Genomic DNA, 17,240 nt, shown 5'->3' with positions numbered 1-17,240 from the left:
AGTTTAACCATAATGGCGGAAAAATTAACGAATTTCTGCTCCAAATTGTTCTTGAAGAACTTGTTTAACCCGTTCAAAATGCTGATTAACTAGTTGATCAGTTAAAGTAGCTTCGCGATTTTGGAATGTTAAATCATAAGCAACTGACTTATAACCAGATTTAATATTTTTACCAGCATAAATGTCAAATAATTTAATGTTTGTTAGGTATTTCCCTCCTGCCTGCGCAATAGCCGCTTCTAAGGCTGCATGAGTGACAGTTTGTGGTACTAAAATTGCAATATCACGTGTAACTGCTGGGAATTTAGCAGCTGGAATATAGATATTATTTTTATCAGGTAAAGCTTCAATTTCATCAAGATTTAATTGGAAAACCACAGTCTCTGGCAAACCAAGTTTTTTAGCATAACCTGGATGAACTGTGCCTATAAAACCAACAACATGCTCATTCATCAAGATTAAAGCAGTTTGTCCAGGATGTAATTGGGCAATACTATCGGTGGCTTGATAAGAAATTTGAGCTTTTTTATTTAAACCTTGCAATAATTGATCAACATCACCCTTAACAGCAAAGAAATCAACTGAACGGGCCGAATTTTGCCAATTCTGATCTTCAATATTTCCTGTTACTGCGCCTGCGATAAATTCCACTTCGTGCGGACGAACAGCTTGTTCATCATTTTTAGGAAAAACTCTTCCCTGCTCAAACAAAGCTAAGTTGATTTGTTTACGTGCCACATTATATAAAATATCATCTAACAAACCACTAATTAAATTAAGACGTAAATATTCGTGATCATGGGTCATAGGCCAGTCAACTTTAGTAACGCATTGATGTATATCTGAAAAAGCTGTTGCCTTTTCTTGAGTAGTTAAAGCATAACTAATGGCTTCATCATAACCTAATGAACGCATTAAGCTACGAGCACGTCGCAAAAATTGTTGATGCTGGTTATAGCCACCAACTGTTTGTGGACCGACAGGAAGTGTGCTTGGCAACTTATCAAAACCATAAATCCGCACTACTTCTTCGATAATATCAGCTTCGATACTAATATCCCAACGTCTCAAAGGCACTGTAACTGTCATCTGCTCGTCATTACCACTAGCCGCAAATCCTAAACGTTCCATGATTGCTTTTATTTCACTTGTAGTAATGTCGGTACCTAAGACATGATTAATATGTTTAGGAGAAACTTGGACCACAATCGGATCTAAAGGTGCTTGACTACCCACAATTTGGTTATTAAGAACAGTAGCCGAACCTAATGTTTCTAGTAAGGATGCCGCTTCATCTAATGCTTCAGCTGTAGCAGCTAAGTCTACTCCCTTTTCAAAACGTGTAGAAGCATCAGTGCGTAAATTGTGTCTTTGAGCAGTTTTACGAATCCGTATTGAATCAAAAACTCCAGATTCTAAAACGACTGTAGTGGTACTGGAAGCAATTTTGCTTTCATTGCCTCCCATAATTCCTGCTAAGCCTAAAGGACGTTGTTCATCAGCAATTACAATATCTTGTGAGTCTAATTCATAATTATTACCATTTAAAGCGGTAATTTGTTCACCAGCTTGAGCTAAGCGAACAATTAATTGTTTAGAATTGAGACGATCATAATCATAAGCATGCAAAGGTTGCCCGTATTCCAACATCACATAATTAGTAATATCTACTACATTATTAATCGGCTTAATCCCATTATTCCATAAACGACGCTGCAGCCATAGAGGACTGGCTTGAACTTGAACATTTTTAACGATGCGAACACGATATGTTGGAGCCAAATTTTCATCAGCAACTTTTACAGTTAACAAATCGTTAGCTGTCTCATCACTTTCGTGTACTTGAGGCTGATCAAAATGTGGTTTCTCATCATACATGGCAGCCACTTCCCAAGCTGTGCCCCGCATACCTAATGTGTCAGCACGATTAGGTGTAATATCAAAATCTAAAATGGTATCATCCATTCCTAAATATTCAAAAACTGGTTCACCAATTTTTGCTTGTGAATCTGCTGGAAAGACATAAATGCCATCTTTATATTCATCTGGAACTACCGCTTCATCAAAGCCAATTTCTTGAAGGGCACACAACATGCCTAATGATTCCACACCGCGAAATTTGCCTTTCTTAATCTTTTCATTGTGAGCAATTCTAGCCCCCGGCAAGGCTACAATCACTAATTGTCCAACTTGTACATTCGGAGCACCACAGACAATTTGTGTTAGTTGTTCTTGACCTACATCAACTTGGCAAACATGCAAATGATCAGCATCAGGATGCGACTTTACTTGCATAATTTTACCTACTACTAACTTTTTCAAGCCCGCACTAGGTTGAATAATCTCATCAACTTCAATTCCTGTAACGGTTTCCCGTTCTGCAATTTGTGCTGGCGTTTCCGGCAAATTTACATATTCAGCTAACCAATTTGTTGAAATCTTCATCTACTATTCCCCCTGAAATTGTTCTAAGAAACGGACATCATCTAAATAGAAATCACGAATATCATTAATGCCATATTTCAGCATTGCAAAACGATCGGGCCCCAATCCAAAAGCAAAGCCACCATATATTTTGGGATCTACACCCGCATTAGTCAAAACGTTCGGATGGACCATCCCAGCTCCTAAAACTTCAACCCAGCCGGTATGTTTGCATACAGCACATCCTTTGCCCCCACAAGCAAAGCAAGAAACATCAACTTCAACTGATGGCTCTGTAAAAGGAAAATAACTTGGACGCAAACGAATTTTACGCTCTTGTCCAAAGACATGACGTGCAGTTAATTCCAATGTTCCTTTTAGATCAGCCATTGTAATATGCTTATCAATAACTAAACCTTCAATTTGATTAAATTGATGCGAATGAGTGGCATCATCAGTATCGCGCCGATAAACTTTTCCAGGACTAATCATCTTCAAAGGCCCTTTGGAAAAATCATGTTTCTCTAATGTTCGAGCTTGTACAGGCGAAGTTTGTGTCCGCATTAGTATTTCTTTAGTAATATAGAAAGTATCTTGCATATCACGTGCGGGATGATCTTTAGGTAAATTCATCATTTCAAAATTATAATGATCTTCTTCAACTTCAGGACCATTGACTACTTCATATCCTAATCCAATAAACAAAGCTTCAATATCATCCATTACTTGAGTAATGACATGCTTAGTACCTAAATGACGCTGACGCCCTGGCAAGGTAACATCAATTTTTTCTGCTTGCAATTTGCGTTGTGTTTCTTGTTCTTCTAAATGTTGCCGAGCTTGGTCTAAAGCCGCTTGTAAATCATTGCGTACTGTATTGGCCAATGCACCAACTTGTGGACGTTCTTGTTCTGACAAATCTTTCATTCCTCTTAAAGCTTGGCTTAAGGGGCCTTTTTTGCCTAAAAATTTGATACGGATATCGTTCAATGTATCTAATTGTTTGGCAGCTTTAATTTGCTGTAAACCTTGCTCATGTAAATCATCTAAGACTTTTTTAAGTTCCATGATTGCCTCCTAAAATAATTTTTCAGTAAATAAAAAGCCTCGTCCCTGAAAGGGACGAAGCTTCGCGGTACCACCCTAGTTTGTCTATCGATATAGACACACTTAATTGTCGAATAACGCCGACTAACGTTTGTGACTCCAGAGTGAATTCACACCTAGTTTAATCAATTGTTCTCACTTCATCAATTGTCCCTGTTAATAAACTATATTGGTACTACTATTTTCCTTCATCGTCATTAATCACATTCTAAAACTTTCTCATCAAAATTTCAATTTTTATTTTAATTGTAATTTTCTTTTCCATAATAATAATTTGGGTGCCATCGCTTCTTGAATCGCACACTCGTCATCAACTAAACCAACAAGCAAGCTTTCCCAATAACGAGGCATTTGCGTAGTAGATCCAAACATATGCTTAACTATAATATCAGCTTCCATTGGTGACAAAGTAGTTAACTTAGCGGCATTATTGAGCGCAATATGTGCATGAACATAGGAATGAGTCCGAAAATCCATTTGTTTAGGATCCCAATCATAATAAAATAAGTCATGCAATAAGCCACCTCTAGCCAAAGCCCGAGTATTCAGATGCCATTTCTGACCTAATAAATAGCTACGATAAGATACACTAATCGAATGCTCCAAGCGATTGGAATAATGGTGTTGCTTAATTGTCTGTAAGCGTTGAATCTCAGGTTGAGCCAACAAATCACTTACTAATTCCAAATACTGCTGATCTTGATGCCAATCCGGAACTTTCATATTTTACTGACCTCGATATATTATTAAAGATTAAACATTAGAATACCAGCTGCAATCGCGACATTCAAGGATTCAGCTTGACCAATTAAAGGAATATACAAATTTTCATCAGCCAACTGAGCTAAATTATTGTTCATCCCTTGAGCTTCATTGCCCATAATTAATGCTAAATTCTTGGGTGCTTGTACTTGATGGTAATCTCGAGCTTGTTCATTAACTAATGTTCCATAAACTGTTACACGATTTTGCTTAAAGCTGGTAATTATTTTCTGTAAATTGGCTGTTAAAAGCTGCAAATGAAATTGACTCCCCTGCATAGAGCGCTGAACTTTAGGAGCAAATAAATCAGCACTATCTTTACTTAAGATAACCCCTTGATAGCCGGCAGCATCAGCAGTTCTAATCATAGTTCCCACATTGCCTGGATCTTGAATCCGATCTAATAACAACCATTTACCTTGATAATCAATATTAGGATCTGTGGGCGGCAAAGCAACTACAGCAAATATTCCTTGAGGAGTGACTGTTGCACTAAGATGTTTAGCAACCGAATCACCAATTTGAACACATTGATCATATAATTGTTTTACCAAATGATGCTCATCATGATTTAAAAAATTTTCGGTAACTAACAATTCTTCAATCACAATATCATTAATAAGAGCTTCATGTACTAAATGTTCTCCTTCAATTAAATAGCGCTGTTGTTGACGCCGACCCTTTGCATTCGCCAATTTTTTAATTTCTTTAATTTTTTCATTTTTAACTGATGTAATATATTCCATAATAACTTCCTTTCAGATTTATTTTACCAGATATTTTGGTTTATAGCCGCTTTCAGTTATAATAAGATTATTGTGAGGTGATTAAATTGACCGATAAACATGTCGCAATTGATGTTTATGGATTAGTTCAAGGAGTAGGTTTTCGTTATATGACTTTAACTTATGCTCAAAAATATGGTATTGTAGGTTCCGTAGCTAATCGAGCTGACGGTAGTGTGCACATTGAAGCTCAAGGACCTGCTGAAAACTTAATGACTTTTTTAGCAATTGTTAAAAAAGGTCCTAGTCAATTTGCTCAAGTTGATCACGTCAGTGTTGAGCCTCAACCTTTAGCTCAATATACAAAATTTTCGGTATCATAAACTAAATTTGGAGATAGCTTAATGAAGAAATCTGTTCGTCGTATTTTATTATTTGCTGGCCTTCTGGGCTTAGTGCTCTTAACTGCTGCTTGTTCGCGGCAAGGCGTTAGTGCCGCTACAAAACCTCCTACTGGAGGTCCTTATGGTTTTATATATAAATATTTGGCCGTGCCCTTTCAGCAATTAATTTTATATACATCTAAAACTATTGGTGGCAAAGAAAGTTACGCTTGGGGTATTATTATTATTTCTTTTGTTGTTCGCTTGGTATTACTGCCCTTGAGCTTAATGCAGTCCAAAAAATCTGTAGTTCAGCAAGAAAAAATGAAAGTTATTCAGCCGCAAATGCAGCTGATTCAAAAGCATCAAAAAGATGCCACAACGCAAGAAGAACAAGCTCAAGTTAGTCAATTAATGATGGAAGTCTACCGAAAAAATAATATTAAATTAACTGGTGGTATTGGTTGTTTACCATTGTTATTACAATTTCCAGTCTTTATTGCCATTTATCAAGCTGTGCAATATTCACCTGAAATTTCCAAAGCTACTTTTTGGGGCGCACCTTTAGCTAAACCCAGTTTGATTATTACTATTATTGCAACACTGTTCTATGTTATTCAAGCATGGATGTCCACCAAGACAATTCCAGAAGAGCAAAAGCAACAAATGCAAATGATGTTGTTAATGAGTCCAGCAATGACTTTCTTTATTAGTATGGTTTCTTCAGCTGCTTTAGCACTGTACTTCTTAATCGGTGGGGTAATCATTGTGATTCAACAATTACTCAATGATTTTGTAATTACTCCGCGAGTACGTAAACAAGTTGATGCCGATATTAAAGAACATCCAGTAGTTACTGTTGTTACTGAAGATACTTTTAAAAAGATGGGTAGCCAACAATCCACTGCAACTAATAATTCAGCTGTGAAACAACAAGAAGCAATTATTCATCAACGTAACCGCCAGCGCAATGCGGGCAAACAGCAACACAAAAACAAATAGTTATTAAAAAAGCCTTGGATCATTTTATCCAAGGCTTTTATTGTATCTTTTGATTAATTTGTTGAGTAATTTTTTGATTAATTTGCAATTGCTCTGCTTGTGCTGGTTCATAAGGACCGCGGCCACTGGCCTTTCGTTGCTGCTGAAAATCAGTATTAGCTAATTTTTTAATAAAATCACTATTAGCCAGTTGATATTTACCTGTTTGTTTATCTTTTAGCCATAAGCTCTGTTCTTCCCAGACCAAATTATAAATATTTTTAGCAGGGATGACTCCTTTCATTTGGGGAAAGTCTTTTTGAGAAACTTTATTTAAATCCAATACTACCTGTGTACCAATGGTAGGAATCGGTAATCCTTCCTTCTCAAACAAGCTAACCTGTCGGCGTTGCTGAGCAGATAAGGTATTAGACCATTTGTTTTTATTCAATTGCGCAATGATTTTTTGCTTTCCTTGTAATCCACCTACTTGATAATAATAAATAGACTTACCAACTAAATTATGACTTTTTTTAACTAATGAACGATTGATATTCACTTGCAATATTGTGAATGGTGGTTGATTATTCTCTGATGGTAATGTAATCCAATTAGTAACTACTCCTTGAACTACTGCATCTGATAATTTTACCATTTGTTGATAATTACTTCGACCCAGTCCATCACTGGCTGGGCTGTCGTAGGTGGAAACTGTCAGATTTTTTAAAATGGCTTGTTGTTGTTTGCCCTTTAATTGAGATTGCTTGAGAGTTTTTTGATAGTTAGACATGTTAGTTGTAGAAGTCTTGTGCGCTTGTTGGGCACTAGCACAGCCACCACTCACGAAGAAGATTATAATCATCGAAATTAAGGCTAGTAAACGATATTTTCTTATCATAAAAATCCTTTCCAGAATTATTTTTGTGTATGCTTTTAAATTAAGGCGTTCATCCGTTGATCAATATGTGCTTCAGAATTTTCAGGTTCAAAGCCACTACCACAACCGTTATTTCTAATAAGTACTGTCCGTTTTTATTCTTGACAAAAATACTTTTCCCCGAATATACAGGCATATAATAAGGTTCTTTATGCCATTGGTTCCCTTTAATACAGGTGTGAGAACTATTGCATATTGCTGGTCAAATTGTAGTAAAGGTGAATCACTATCCATAACAGTTACAATTTCCGAAGATTGTGCTGCTTGTAGAGAATTAGCAGTTAACTTTCACCCATAAACAAAGCTTTGAATTCTGGTCGCAAATAATGACCTGCTAGTATTTTATTAACACGTAAAGTTGCTAGCGTAGACGGATGTGCAAGCACTTCTTTATTCCCTTTAGATTGCGTGGCACTTTTTCTTTTTTCACTAAATCAGCAAAATTATCGGGATAATCTACAAACTCTAGCTGACCTCCAGCTTTAATTAGTTCACCCTTATAGAAATGTTTTTGTTTTGTCATTTGTTGAGCAGGTTGTAGTGACTGTTTTTGACCACCACTGCTGATTGTAAAAATACACATCAGCAATATGATAACGGATACAATTTTTTAAATAAAAACTCCTTTAATTCACATCCTTTATTTAGTATAGGAAATTTAGCAAAACAAAACAATAAACATTTATAAGCTTTTGTTTCATTTTATATATTAAATTTCTTTTGTAACTAAAAAAGTTCGCCTTGATAGCGAACTTAATGTTTATTTTTTTTAGAAGTCAAAGGTAAATTTACACGAAAAATAGTCCCAGAACCAACAGCACTTTCGGCCGAAATATTGCCCTTATACATTTCAACAATTTTTTTAGCAATCGATAAACCTAGTCCATTACCACCACTTTGACGTGAACGAGCTTTATCGACACGATAAAAGCGATTAAAAATCCGTTTTAAATCTTCTTGCTTAACACCGACACCAAAATCTTGTACGGCAATTGCCAACATATTACTCTCTGTAGAAACAGACAGATTAATCTCTTTACGATCACGTGAATATTTAACCGCATTATCTAATAAAATAACTAAAATTTGCATTAAATGGTTGCGATAAATTTTAACTATGGTTTTAGGTGGAACTGTATCGTCTAAGTTTATTTTAAAATCAGGATGCAACATAACAAAATCGTTATACGCTTGATGAATAGTTTCGTTGGCTTGAGTTGTTTCATTAACATAATTATTTTCAATTTGTTCAGCTCGTGTTAAATCTAACATCTCTTGAATCAACTTTTTCATACGATCAATTTCACTAACCGAAGCATCAATCGATTCTTCCAAAACTTGTGGATCATCTTTTCCCCAGCGTTGTAGCAATTTTAAGTGCCCTTCAATTACTGCTACGGGAGTCCGTAATTCATGCGAAACGTCTTCTACAAACTCTTTTTGTTGATTAGTATAATCTTGCATTCGATCTAACATATGATTAAATCGATCTACTAAATCTGTAATTTCATCATTAGAGCGCTGTTGTGGAATTCTAGCTGTGGAATCAGGATCGTCATTAATTTGGTCGATTGTTCGATTAATTTGTTTAATTCTTCGAACTAGCGGTTGAGTTAATAAATACCCAAGTATAATACTCAATAATATCGCAAACAAAATAACTAATAACATCTTTTGATTCAACTGCCGGAAAGTTCGATGATAATTGCGCATACCATTAGTAATTTTAGCGTATCCAATAATTTGCTTAGTACGTTCAGAATAAATAGGCATCAAGGCTCGTAAATGTTTTAGACGTTGCGCATTCCTTTTGACAACTGTGATTTTGGTCGTTGTAGTACGTTCGAACTTTGTGTCAATATTACCCATTTTAAATATGGGTTTGCCATGAGTGTCAAATAATACCAAAGACAAATCTCCACGAGCTAATTGCTTAGTTAAGCTATCGCGGTAAAAGTCTTCTGGACTTTCGGTAACTAATCGTCCATGTGTATCATGAAAATTGCGCTTAGTTTTAGGGGCCAAGCGTCGTTGCACTTGTTGACGGGTTAAGGGAGCTTGATAAACATTAAAGCGACTATCAACTGCTGAAACCGTATCACGAACATTATTTTCTTCATTATGCAACAAAGCTTGTTCGATAGAAGTATAAATTAAAGTCGCAAATAATCCAAAAACCATAAAAATGGCCAAGCTTAATAAGCAGGTCCATTTAAAGCGGATGGTCAATCGCCAATTTGCTATTTTTTCCTTCATGGCCGAACAACGTAACCTGTTCCACGAACAGTTTGAATGTAGCTTTCTTTATCAGGAAGATCAATTTTGTTACGTAAATAGCGCACATACACATCCACAATATTGGTCTCATTTTGTTTCATTTCACTGCCCCAAACACTCTTTAGCAATTGTTCGCGACTTAATACTTTACCCATATTATTCAGTAAAGTTAAGAACAAATCATATTCGCGCCGAGTTAACTCAATGACTTTACCATTACGGCTTAAAGTATGAGCTTCTTTATCCATAACTAAGTCCCGGTATTCAATCTTGGTAGAATGAGGGGCCATTTTTTGGTCTTCAATATCAATTCGCCGTAACAAAGCTCGCAAACGTGCTAACAATTCTTCAATCGCAAAGGGCTTGACAATATAATCATCTGCCCCATGATCCAAGCCGGAAACACGATCAATAATAGAATCTCTTGCAGTCATCATAATAATAGGAGTGCTTTTTTCTTGACGAACTCGCCGACAAACTTCTAATCCATTTAGGGTTGGTAACATTAAATCCAATAAAATAACATCCCAATCCTCTGCTAGTGCAGCATCCAAGCCCTTACGTCCATCTAATTCAACTCGTGTTTTATAGCCTTCATGCTGTAATTCTAGTTCAACAAACCGAGATAAATTTTTTTCATCTTCAATAATTAAAATTTTTGCCATTACACTACTCCAAATCTTAATAAAAATTAATTATATTATACATTTCAACATTATCTTACCACATTAGCATCTATCTGAATGAGCAAACCCTAAAAATATCCTTAGCTAATTACAACCAGAAAAAAGAGCTGGGATAAATACTTTTTTCGTCCTAGCCCTTTAACTTATAAAAATAAAACATTTCCATTCATTATTGTTCTTCATACCAAGGATAGTGGAAAATCCCATCTTCGTCAACTCTTTGATAAGTGTGTGCGCCAAAATAATCACGTTGTGCTTGGATTAAATTAGCTGGCAAAACAGCTGCACGATAAGAATCGTAATAAGCAATTGCCGCAGAAAAAGCTGGAACTGGAATACCTGATTGCACAGCCCAAGAAACCACTTCGCGAGTAGCATCTTGATACTTATCGCAAATGTCCTTAAAGTAATCATCTAATAATAAATTATCTAAATCAGCATTTTTGTGGTAAGCGGCTGTAATTTTTTGTAAAAATTGTGCTCGAATAATGCATCCAGCCCGCCAAATTTGAGCAATTTCACCATACTGTAAATCCCAATTATAATGTTCAGAAGCGGCCTTTAATTGAGCAAATCCTTGTGCATAACTCATGATTTTACTAAAGTACAATGCTTGGCGAATTTTTTCAGTAAAATCGGCTGGTACTTTGATTTGTGGTAATTTAGTAGCTGGTAAAATATTATTAGCAGCTAAACGTTCATCTTTAAAAGTAGAAATATAGCGTGCATACACAGCTTCTGTAATCAATGATTGTGAAACTCCCAATTCTAAGGCACTTTGTGAGCTCCATTTACCTGTTCCTTTATTACCAGCTTTGTCTAAAATCAAATCTACAATTGGTTTATCAGAACCGTGATCATCTTTTCGAGTCAAAATATCGGCAGTTATTTCAATCAAATAACTAGATAATTCTCCTTTATTCCAGTCAGAAAAGATATCTGCTAATTGCTGTGGCTTTAAATGGCCAACTTGGCGCATTAAGTTATAGCTTTCAGCGATTAATTCCATATCTCCATATTCAATTCCATTATGGACCATTTTGACATAATGACCAGCTCCATTAGTACCAATATAGGTAACACATGGTTGGCCATCTTCAGCTTTAGCAGCTATTTGATTTAAAATCGGTGCTACTAAATCATAAGCCTCTTTTTGACCACCAGGCATTAATGACGGACCTTGAAGTGCCCCTAATTCACCACCAGAAACACCCATACCAATAAAATTAATCCCCGATTTATCTAAACGGGCATTACGCTCGATGGTATCTTCAAAAAAGGTATTTCCACCATCAATTAAAACATCACCACGATCTAATAATGGTAATAATTGATCAATAACGGCATCCGTTGGTTTACCTGCTTTGACCATTAAAAGAATCCGGCGCGGCTTTTCTAAAGATTGAACAAAATCTGTCAGTGTATAACTAGGCACTAACTTTTTGTCAGGATGATCGGCCATCACTTTTTCAGTTTTAGAACTAGTCCGATTAAAAATGGCTACTGTATAACCACGACTTTCAATATTTAAAGCTAAATTTTTACCCATTACAGCCATACCAATAACACCAATTGTTGGTTTACTCATTAAAAATCTGCCTCCTTATGACTGACTACACTCAAATCTTATCAAAATTAGTTTCAAAATAAAAGCTTCTATAGCTTATTCGTCATCAGGGGGTAACAATTCTTTTAATTTATCCCACTGCGAGTTACCAGCTTGTTTGCGATTTTTTTGATATTGATCTTCTGAAATCACTGTCCATTCTTTGCCACTGGGCATTGTTCCCTTTGCTTGTTCTTCGGTTGTTAAAACCTGACTAGGAATACTTAATAATATATTATCCTCAATTGCTGATTGAAGGTCTAATTGCTCATTTTCCAAAGGAATAATTAATTCTTCTGGTTGACTATCTGTATCATTGTTCGTGTTCAAATCTGAACTATAAAATTCCTGTACATCGATATTAATTGGTAATACTACTGGTTCAAAACTTCTTGTTGATGGATAAGTCAGTTGAGTTTTTATAGACAATTGACTATAAATAAGTCCTTTTTCCCAACCAAGAGTTCCATTGACTGTTACCGGCTTAACAGCAATGATTTGCGCATCTCGTTGCTGCAAATCTTTTTCCAAATTGAGTGTTTGTTGAATTGTTAACGGATGTTTGCGATATTTTTCTAGCTGAGCTGTCGTATAAACTAACATAAAAACCTACTTTCTGATCAACGGCTGACGGCCAAAATTCTGTTCCGGCGCCCCCACCAAATTCAAAATTCGATCACCAGCAACTGAACGCGCCATTAACCCCCTACCATTACCTAATTTTTGTGTTACTTTGGTAATCAACGGCATAGATAAATTTTTTTTAATAGTGTGTAAATGCTGTTGTCCTCGCCAATTAAAACCCAAAACGTGTAAGTAACGCTGCTTACGCATGGTTTGCATTTGTTCAGTAGTTATATTTAATAAAGTATAAAGACATAACCGACGCAAACGTGCATAAGTATAGCGTTTGCTCTTAGATTTCTGCAAGAAATCGGCCAAGTCCACTGCTGATACAATTTCATGCTGAAATTTGTACTCAAGGCCTTCATTCATTTGATAAATTTCACCTAATTCTGCAATACTAGCAGTTAATAAGCGATATTTTAAAAAAGCAAAAAAATCATTCCAACTATAAAGTTTTGAAGAAGCGATAATTTTTCTTGCTGCAATGGGTAATGATATTTGGCAATCTTCTCCAGCTAAAAGAGCTTGTCGAATCGCCGAAGCACTAGAATATTTACCATGAAGACTACTTTCATTGTGTTTAGCTTGGCCATTGCGTTTTAGTGGATATAATTGCACCTGATAACTCAACTTTAAGCAAGCTTGCGCATAAGCCAAGCCCAACAATTGATTTGGTTTTGTAATCTTCATACCTAATTTTTGTTCAATTATTTGATTAAATTGAGTTGCATAAGTATTACGAAAATCAACAAACTGATCTGACGTATTAGTGACCTGTTGAATTTGTTGAGCAAGTTGATAATAGTCTAATTTTGGATATTCACTACCAAATACTAAAGTATCCACTTGCAATTGTTGTAACAGACGTAGCGCTTCTTCTGCAAAAATATCAGCTGGTTGCACAGCCCCATACACCGGTAATTCAACAACTAAATCTACCCCGGCATCCAAAGCCATCTGCGTTCTTTGCCACTTATCTAGCAACGCAAAATCGCCTCGTTGAACAAAATTACCAGACATTACCACTATCAAAACATCAGGATGTAATTGCTGTTTAACTTGTTGAATTTGCCAAAGATGACCATTATGCAAGGGATTATATTCTACAATAATTCCACAAATTTTCATTTTAATCGATTAATTCAGTAACATCTACTGTAGGAACATCAGACCAAAGACTTTCAATCTTATAAAATTCACGCGCTTCTTGAGTAAAGACATGTACAATCACGTCTCCCATATCCACTAAAATCCAAGGTGAATCTTTTTGGCCTTCTACATGATTAACAGACTCTGCTTGTTCTGTAATATTATCAACAATGGCTTGTACTTGTCGTTGTGAAGTTGCAGAAGCTATCACAAAATAATCAGCCATTAAACTTGTTTGTTGCATATCTAAAACAATGATATTTTCAGCCCGCTTGTCTGCTGCAGCTTTCACGGCTGCTTGCATAATCTCTTTGCTATTCAATCAAATACCTCACTTTTATTTATTAACTACCCATTCATTATAACTTTCAATTGTTAGGGGATATATTTGGCTACGTTTTTGTAATAAGTGCTCCAAAGTATGCTCCAATTGATATCGCACACCAGCATCTAAATCTTGATCAGTAATTTGGCGTGCCTCAGTTGCCTCTGGAAAATCACGCCCTGGTTCAGTATAATCAGCCATAAAAACAATTTTGTCTAAGGTTGTCATTTTAATGTCACCAGTAGTATGACGGCGGACAGCATTTAAAATGTCTTCATCATAAATTCCTAATTCATACTTAATAAAATAAGCTCCTACTACTCCATGCCAAATAGCATTTCCATAATTTAATAAATTAGCATCTAACTTTTCTTGCTTAATCATTGCAATAAAGTCAGCATCACTGCGTTCTTTGGCATAATCGTGTACTAAGCCCGCAATTTGTGCTTTATCAAGGTTACAATTATTTAATTTTGCTAATTGAACTGCTCGCTCACTCGTCCGTACACAATGCTGATAGCGGTAATCAGATAATTGTGCGCGTACTTGTTGATTTAACTCAGCAAAGTCAAAAGCGCTATTTGTGTGACTCATCTTGATAAAGCCCCTTTTCCTTAATATATTCTAAAACAGCATCAGGTACAAAATAACGTACTGAGCCTTGATGTTTTAATGTATCTCGAATCCACGTCGAACTAATGTCACTGGTAGGCATATTAATCCAAATTATTGGATAATTTGATTTTTGCTCATAGCCTTTTCGACAAACACCTACCAATTGGACCATTTGGACTAATTGTTCTATCTTATGCCATTTCGGTAAATAATTTACCATATCGCCACCAATAATTAAATAATAACGATTTTCCGGATGAGCAATCGTCAAAGCTCGAATTGTATCATAAGTATAACTCACGCCTCCACGATTAATCTCCATCAATCCTAATTCAAAATGATGATGATTGCTAATCGCTCGCCGAACCATTTCTACTCGATCATTAGCATCAATAGCTTGTTTATGATCAACATGTGGTGGATTGGCATCTGGAATAAACAAAATTTTGTCTAAACCCAATTGATTCAATACTTGATCAGCAGCCATTAAGTGCCAAATATGGGGAGGATTAAAGGTTCCTCCCATAATGCCAATTCGTTTTTGTTTACCGGTGCTATCAACTTGTAATTTAGGTTTGGTAATTGGATTATTCTTTATTACTGTTGTTGCCATTTTATTACCTCGCAATTTGATCAACTTCTAAACTTAAATGTCGTTTTGCAATTTGCGGAGCACGCTTATATAAGATTACAGTATGACCAATGTCTTGAACATATTGAATCTTTGAATCAAACTGGCGGACTTGATCAATTAATTCATCTGCTGTAATCGTTGAATTAGAAAGAATTGAGATTTTTAATAATTCTTGCGTATTAATTTGTGTCTGTATTTGGCGTAAAACACTAGAAGTAATGCCATTTTTACCTACTTGAAACATTGGGGCAATTGTTTGTGCACGCCCTCTTAAAAATTGACGTTGTTTTGCTGTTATCATTATTTACCTCACACTTAATTAATCAAAGATGAACGAACCTCTATTTGTAACCCTTGCGGTAAGTAAGCTTTTACCTGGACTTGTTCTGGAACTGCTATCCATCCCAGACCTGAAAAAACTATATCACTTTTTTCTTTAGTTGTGATAGTCTGTGATTGCAAAGGTGGAAAGGTCTCAGCTGAAACTGGCGGTGTTAACAATTCACCTAGATGTTTTTGATAAAATTCATCTGCCTGCTGTAATTTGGTTCGGTGAACATAAAGATTATTATCAACATAAACAACAAAAGAACCGGCGGGCCCCGATATAAAATCTAATCTTGCTAAACCTGCCAAAAATAAAGTTTGTTGTGCTTGTAGCTGAAAAATTCGCGGGTGGATTTCACTTTGAGGGGCAATATATTTTAATTCCTTGCGACTTAAAAATTGAGAAATTTGATTCTTATGCACAATCCCTGGTGTGTCAATTAATTCTCCACCGTCAGCTAGGGGCAAGCGAATTTCATTCAAAGTTGTTCCAGGAAAATTCGAAGTTGTAATTAAATCTTGCCAGCCTGAATGAGAACGAATAATCGCATTAATGAGTGTTGATTTACCGACATTAGTTGTTCCTACTACATAAACATCTCTATTTTTACGTAACTGCGAAATTTTCACCAGCAATTGATCAATATTAGTCAGTTTTTTGGCACTCACTAATTCTATATCTAATGGCTGCAAACCCAATATTTTTGCTTGGTGTTGCAGCCAATTTTTTAATTTATTGCGATTAAAGGAACTTGGAATTAAATCTGCTTTGTTCCCTACTAATAATACGGGATTATTGCCAATGTACCGTTTAAGTTGTTGAATAACACTACCAGAAAAATTAAATAAATCAACGACATAAACTACTAGGGCTTGTTCGTGACCAATTTTAGCCAAGAGATGTTTAAAATGAGCATCCTCAATAGGCACCTGTGAAACTTCATTATAATGCCGTAAACGAAAGCAACGTTGGCAATATAAATCTTGAGTTGCAGATTGCTTTAAATATTTTGCTAAAGTGTTAGCAGGGATATAACCAGCTTGTTGCTGATCATCGGCTTGTAATTGTGCTCCACACCCTATACAATACAGTGTTTCAATTTCATTCATGCAAATGTTTCCTCCACTTTAATTGTGGATATAGACGACTGTTTATCCACATTAATGGTCTCTCTATCAACCGATTAATTCGTGTTTTTTTGGAATCAGTTGGCACTAGTGGCTTTACTAATATTGTCCGAATACCTGCTAAATTACCAGCCAAAACATCCGTCAGCAATTGATCGCCTACCATTACCACTTCATTAGTGGACACATGATGTGAGCGTAAATATCTTTTCATAGCAAAAGGTAAAGGTTTCAGTGCTCGTGCAACAACCTTCACCGCTAAGCCTTGCACTGCCAACAATACTCGTTGTTCATTATTATTAGAAACAATCACTAACTCAATATCATGTGCTTTTAATTTCTGATTCCAATCTAGCAAGCGTTGATCAAGCCGCTGTTTTTGATTCCAAGGTACTAGTGTATTGTCTAAATCAGATAAAATCACTTTAATGCCTTGATCAACGAATTCTTGGGGATCAACTTGCATTATTTGAGTAATCATTACAGCTGGCTTCAAGATTCCCAGGGCTCTTCACTCCTAATAATTATAAGAGAATGGGCTTGAAAT

At 35.9% G+C, this 17,240-nt stretch carries 19 protein-coding genes and 1 other annotated feature; of the genes, 2 read left to right on the top strand and 17 right to left on the bottom strand.

The window, feature by feature from the left end; all coding sequences use genetic code 11:
• Nucleotides 1–24: 24 nt before the first annotated feature.
• The 4 genes from pheT to DS830_RS01965 form a co-directional block, all read right to left on the bottom strand.
• Entirely contained in the window at nt 25–2,445 is a 2,421-nt protein-coding gene (pheT, locus tag DS830_RS01980) for a phenylalanine--tRNA ligase subunit beta (RefSeq protein ID WP_118908045.1), read from the bottom strand.
• Between the two features lie 3 nt (nt 2,446–2,448).
• On the bottom strand, nt 2,449–3,492 hold the full coding sequence (gene pheS / locus DS830_RS01975) for a phenylalanine--tRNA ligase subunit alpha (protein WP_118908044.1): 1,044 nt from the start codon (nt 3,490–3,492) through the stop codon (nt 2,449–2,451).
• A 47-nt stretch (nt 3,493–3,539) separates the two neighbouring features.
• Nucleotides 3,540–3,732, bottom strand: a binding site (T-box leader).
• 36 nt (nt 3,733–3,768) lie between these two features.
• Complete coding sequence (locus DS830_RS01970) at nt 3,769–4,254, bottom strand: HD domain-containing protein (RefSeq protein WP_118908043.1); 486 nt, start codon at nt 4,252–4,254, stop codon at nt 3,769–3,771.
• A 23-nt stretch (nt 4,255–4,277) separates the two neighbouring features.
• Nucleotides 4,278–5,039: a TrmH family RNA methyltransferase gene (locus tag DS830_RS01965; RefSeq protein WP_118908042.1), complete on the bottom strand. Its 762-nt coding sequence runs from the start codon at nt 5,037–5,039 to the stop codon at nt 4,278–4,280.
• An 86-nt stretch (nt 5,040–5,125) separates the two neighbouring features.
• Here DS830_RS01965 and DS830_RS01960 point away from each other — a divergent pair, with 86 nt between their 5' ends.
• Both DS830_RS01960 and yidC read left to right on the top strand, forming a co-directional pair.
• Nucleotides 5,126–5,401 carry an acylphosphatase gene (locus DS830_RS01960; RefSeq protein WP_240366817.1) on the top strand — a complete coding sequence of 92 codons (276 nt, stop codon included), beginning with the start codon at nt 5,126–5,128 and terminating at the stop codon, nt 5,399–5,401.
• 21 nt (nt 5,402–5,422) lie between these two features.
• Entirely contained in the window at nt 5,423–6,403 is a 981-nt protein-coding gene (yidC, locus tag DS830_RS01955; protein WP_118908041.1) for a membrane protein insertase YidC, read from the top strand.
• A 37-nt stretch (nt 6,404–6,440) separates the two neighbouring features.
• On the opposite strand, the gene DS830_RS01950 is transcribed toward yidC, so the two are convergent.
• The 13 genes from DS830_RS01950 to DS830_RS01890 form a co-directional block, all read right to left on the bottom strand.
• A complete protein-coding gene (locus DS830_RS01950) occupies nt 6,441–7,280 on the bottom strand; it encodes a hypothetical protein (protein WP_118908040.1) in 840 nt (279 codons plus the stop codon).
• Nucleotides 7,281–7,680: 400 nt separating this feature from the next.
• A complete protein-coding gene (locus DS830_RS08935; RefSeq protein ID WP_205526792.1) occupies nt 7,681–7,902 on the bottom strand; it encodes a hypothetical protein in 222 nt (73 codons plus the stop codon).
• 170 nt (nt 7,903–8,072) lie between these two features.
• Nucleotides 8,073–9,500 (bottom strand): HAMP domain-containing sensor histidine kinase, encoded by a 1,428-nt coding sequence (locus tag DS830_RS01940; RefSeq protein WP_205526791.1) that lies wholly within the window; start codon nt 9,498–9,500, stop codon nt 8,073–8,075.
• A gap of 71 nt (nt 9,501–9,571) precedes the next feature.
• The gene (locus DS830_RS01935; protein ID WP_118901117.1) at nt 9,572–10,261 is read right to left on the bottom strand and encodes a response regulator transcription factor; all 690 of its coding nucleotides are present in this window, start codon (nt 10,259–10,261) and stop codon (nt 9,572–9,574) included.
• Between the two features lie 190 nt (nt 10,262–10,451).
• Complete coding sequence (gene gndA / locus DS830_RS01930; protein WP_118908037.1) at nt 10,452–11,870, bottom strand: NADP-dependent phosphogluconate dehydrogenase; 1,419 nt, start codon at nt 11,868–11,870, stop codon at nt 10,452–10,454.
• Nucleotides 11,871–11,945: 75 nt separating this feature from the next.
• Nucleotides 11,946–12,491, bottom strand: coding sequence for a DUF177 domain-containing protein (locus tag DS830_RS01925; RefSeq protein ID WP_118901113.1), 546 nt, complete (start codon nt 12,489–12,491; stop codon nt 11,946–11,948).
• Nucleotides 12,492–12,497: 6 nt separating this feature from the next.
• Nucleotides 12,498–13,643: a nucleotidyltransferase gene (locus DS830_RS01920; RefSeq protein ID WP_118908036.1), complete on the bottom strand. Its 1,146-nt coding sequence runs from the start codon at nt 13,641–13,643 to the stop codon at nt 12,498–12,500.
• Nucleotide 13,644: 1 nt separating this feature from the next.
• Nucleotides 13,645–13,986 (bottom strand): ribosome silencing factor, encoded by a 342-nt coding sequence (rsfS, locus tag DS830_RS01915; protein ID WP_182437699.1) that lies wholly within the window; start codon nt 13,984–13,986, stop codon nt 13,645–13,647.
• Nucleotides 13,987–14,001: 15 nt separating this feature from the next.
• Nucleotides 14,002–14,583 (bottom strand): bis(5'-nucleosyl)-tetraphosphatase (symmetrical) YqeK, encoded by a 582-nt coding sequence (gene yqeK / locus DS830_RS01910; RefSeq protein WP_118901109.1) that lies wholly within the window; start codon nt 14,581–14,583, stop codon nt 14,002–14,004.
• A complete protein-coding gene (locus DS830_RS01905) occupies nt 14,567–15,217 on the bottom strand; it encodes a nicotinate-nucleotide adenylyltransferase (RefSeq protein WP_118901107.1) in 651 nt (216 codons plus the stop codon). The genes yqeK and DS830_RS01905 overlap by 17 nt, the downstream gene beginning before the upstream one ends.
• Before the next feature lie 4 nt (nt 15,218–15,221).
• The gene (locus DS830_RS01900) at nt 15,222–15,539 is read right to left on the bottom strand and encodes a YhbY family RNA-binding protein (protein WP_118901106.1); all 318 of its coding nucleotides are present in this window, start codon (nt 15,537–15,539) and stop codon (nt 15,222–15,224) included.
• Nucleotides 15,540–15,553: 14 nt separating this feature from the next.
• A complete protein-coding gene (gene yqeH / locus DS830_RS01895) occupies nt 15,554–16,675 on the bottom strand; it encodes a ribosome biogenesis GTPase YqeH (protein ID WP_118901104.1) in 1,122 nt (373 codons plus the stop codon).
• Entirely contained in the window at nt 16,668–17,189 is a 522-nt protein-coding gene (locus DS830_RS01890) for a YqeG family HAD IIIA-type phosphatase (protein ID WP_118908035.1), read from the bottom strand. The genes yqeH and DS830_RS01890 overlap by 8 nt, the downstream gene beginning before the upstream one ends.
• Nucleotides 17,190–17,240 lie beyond the last annotated feature (51 nt).

Origin of the sequence: Bombilactobacillus bombi, assembly GCF_003522965.1 — a bacterium.
GTDB classification, from domain to species: domain Bacteria; phylum Bacillota; class Bacilli; order Lactobacillales; family Lactobacillaceae; genus Bombilactobacillus; species Bombilactobacillus bombi.
Note: the sequence above shows the minus strand (reverse complement) of the source record. Positions and strands in the feature narration are given on the sequence as shown.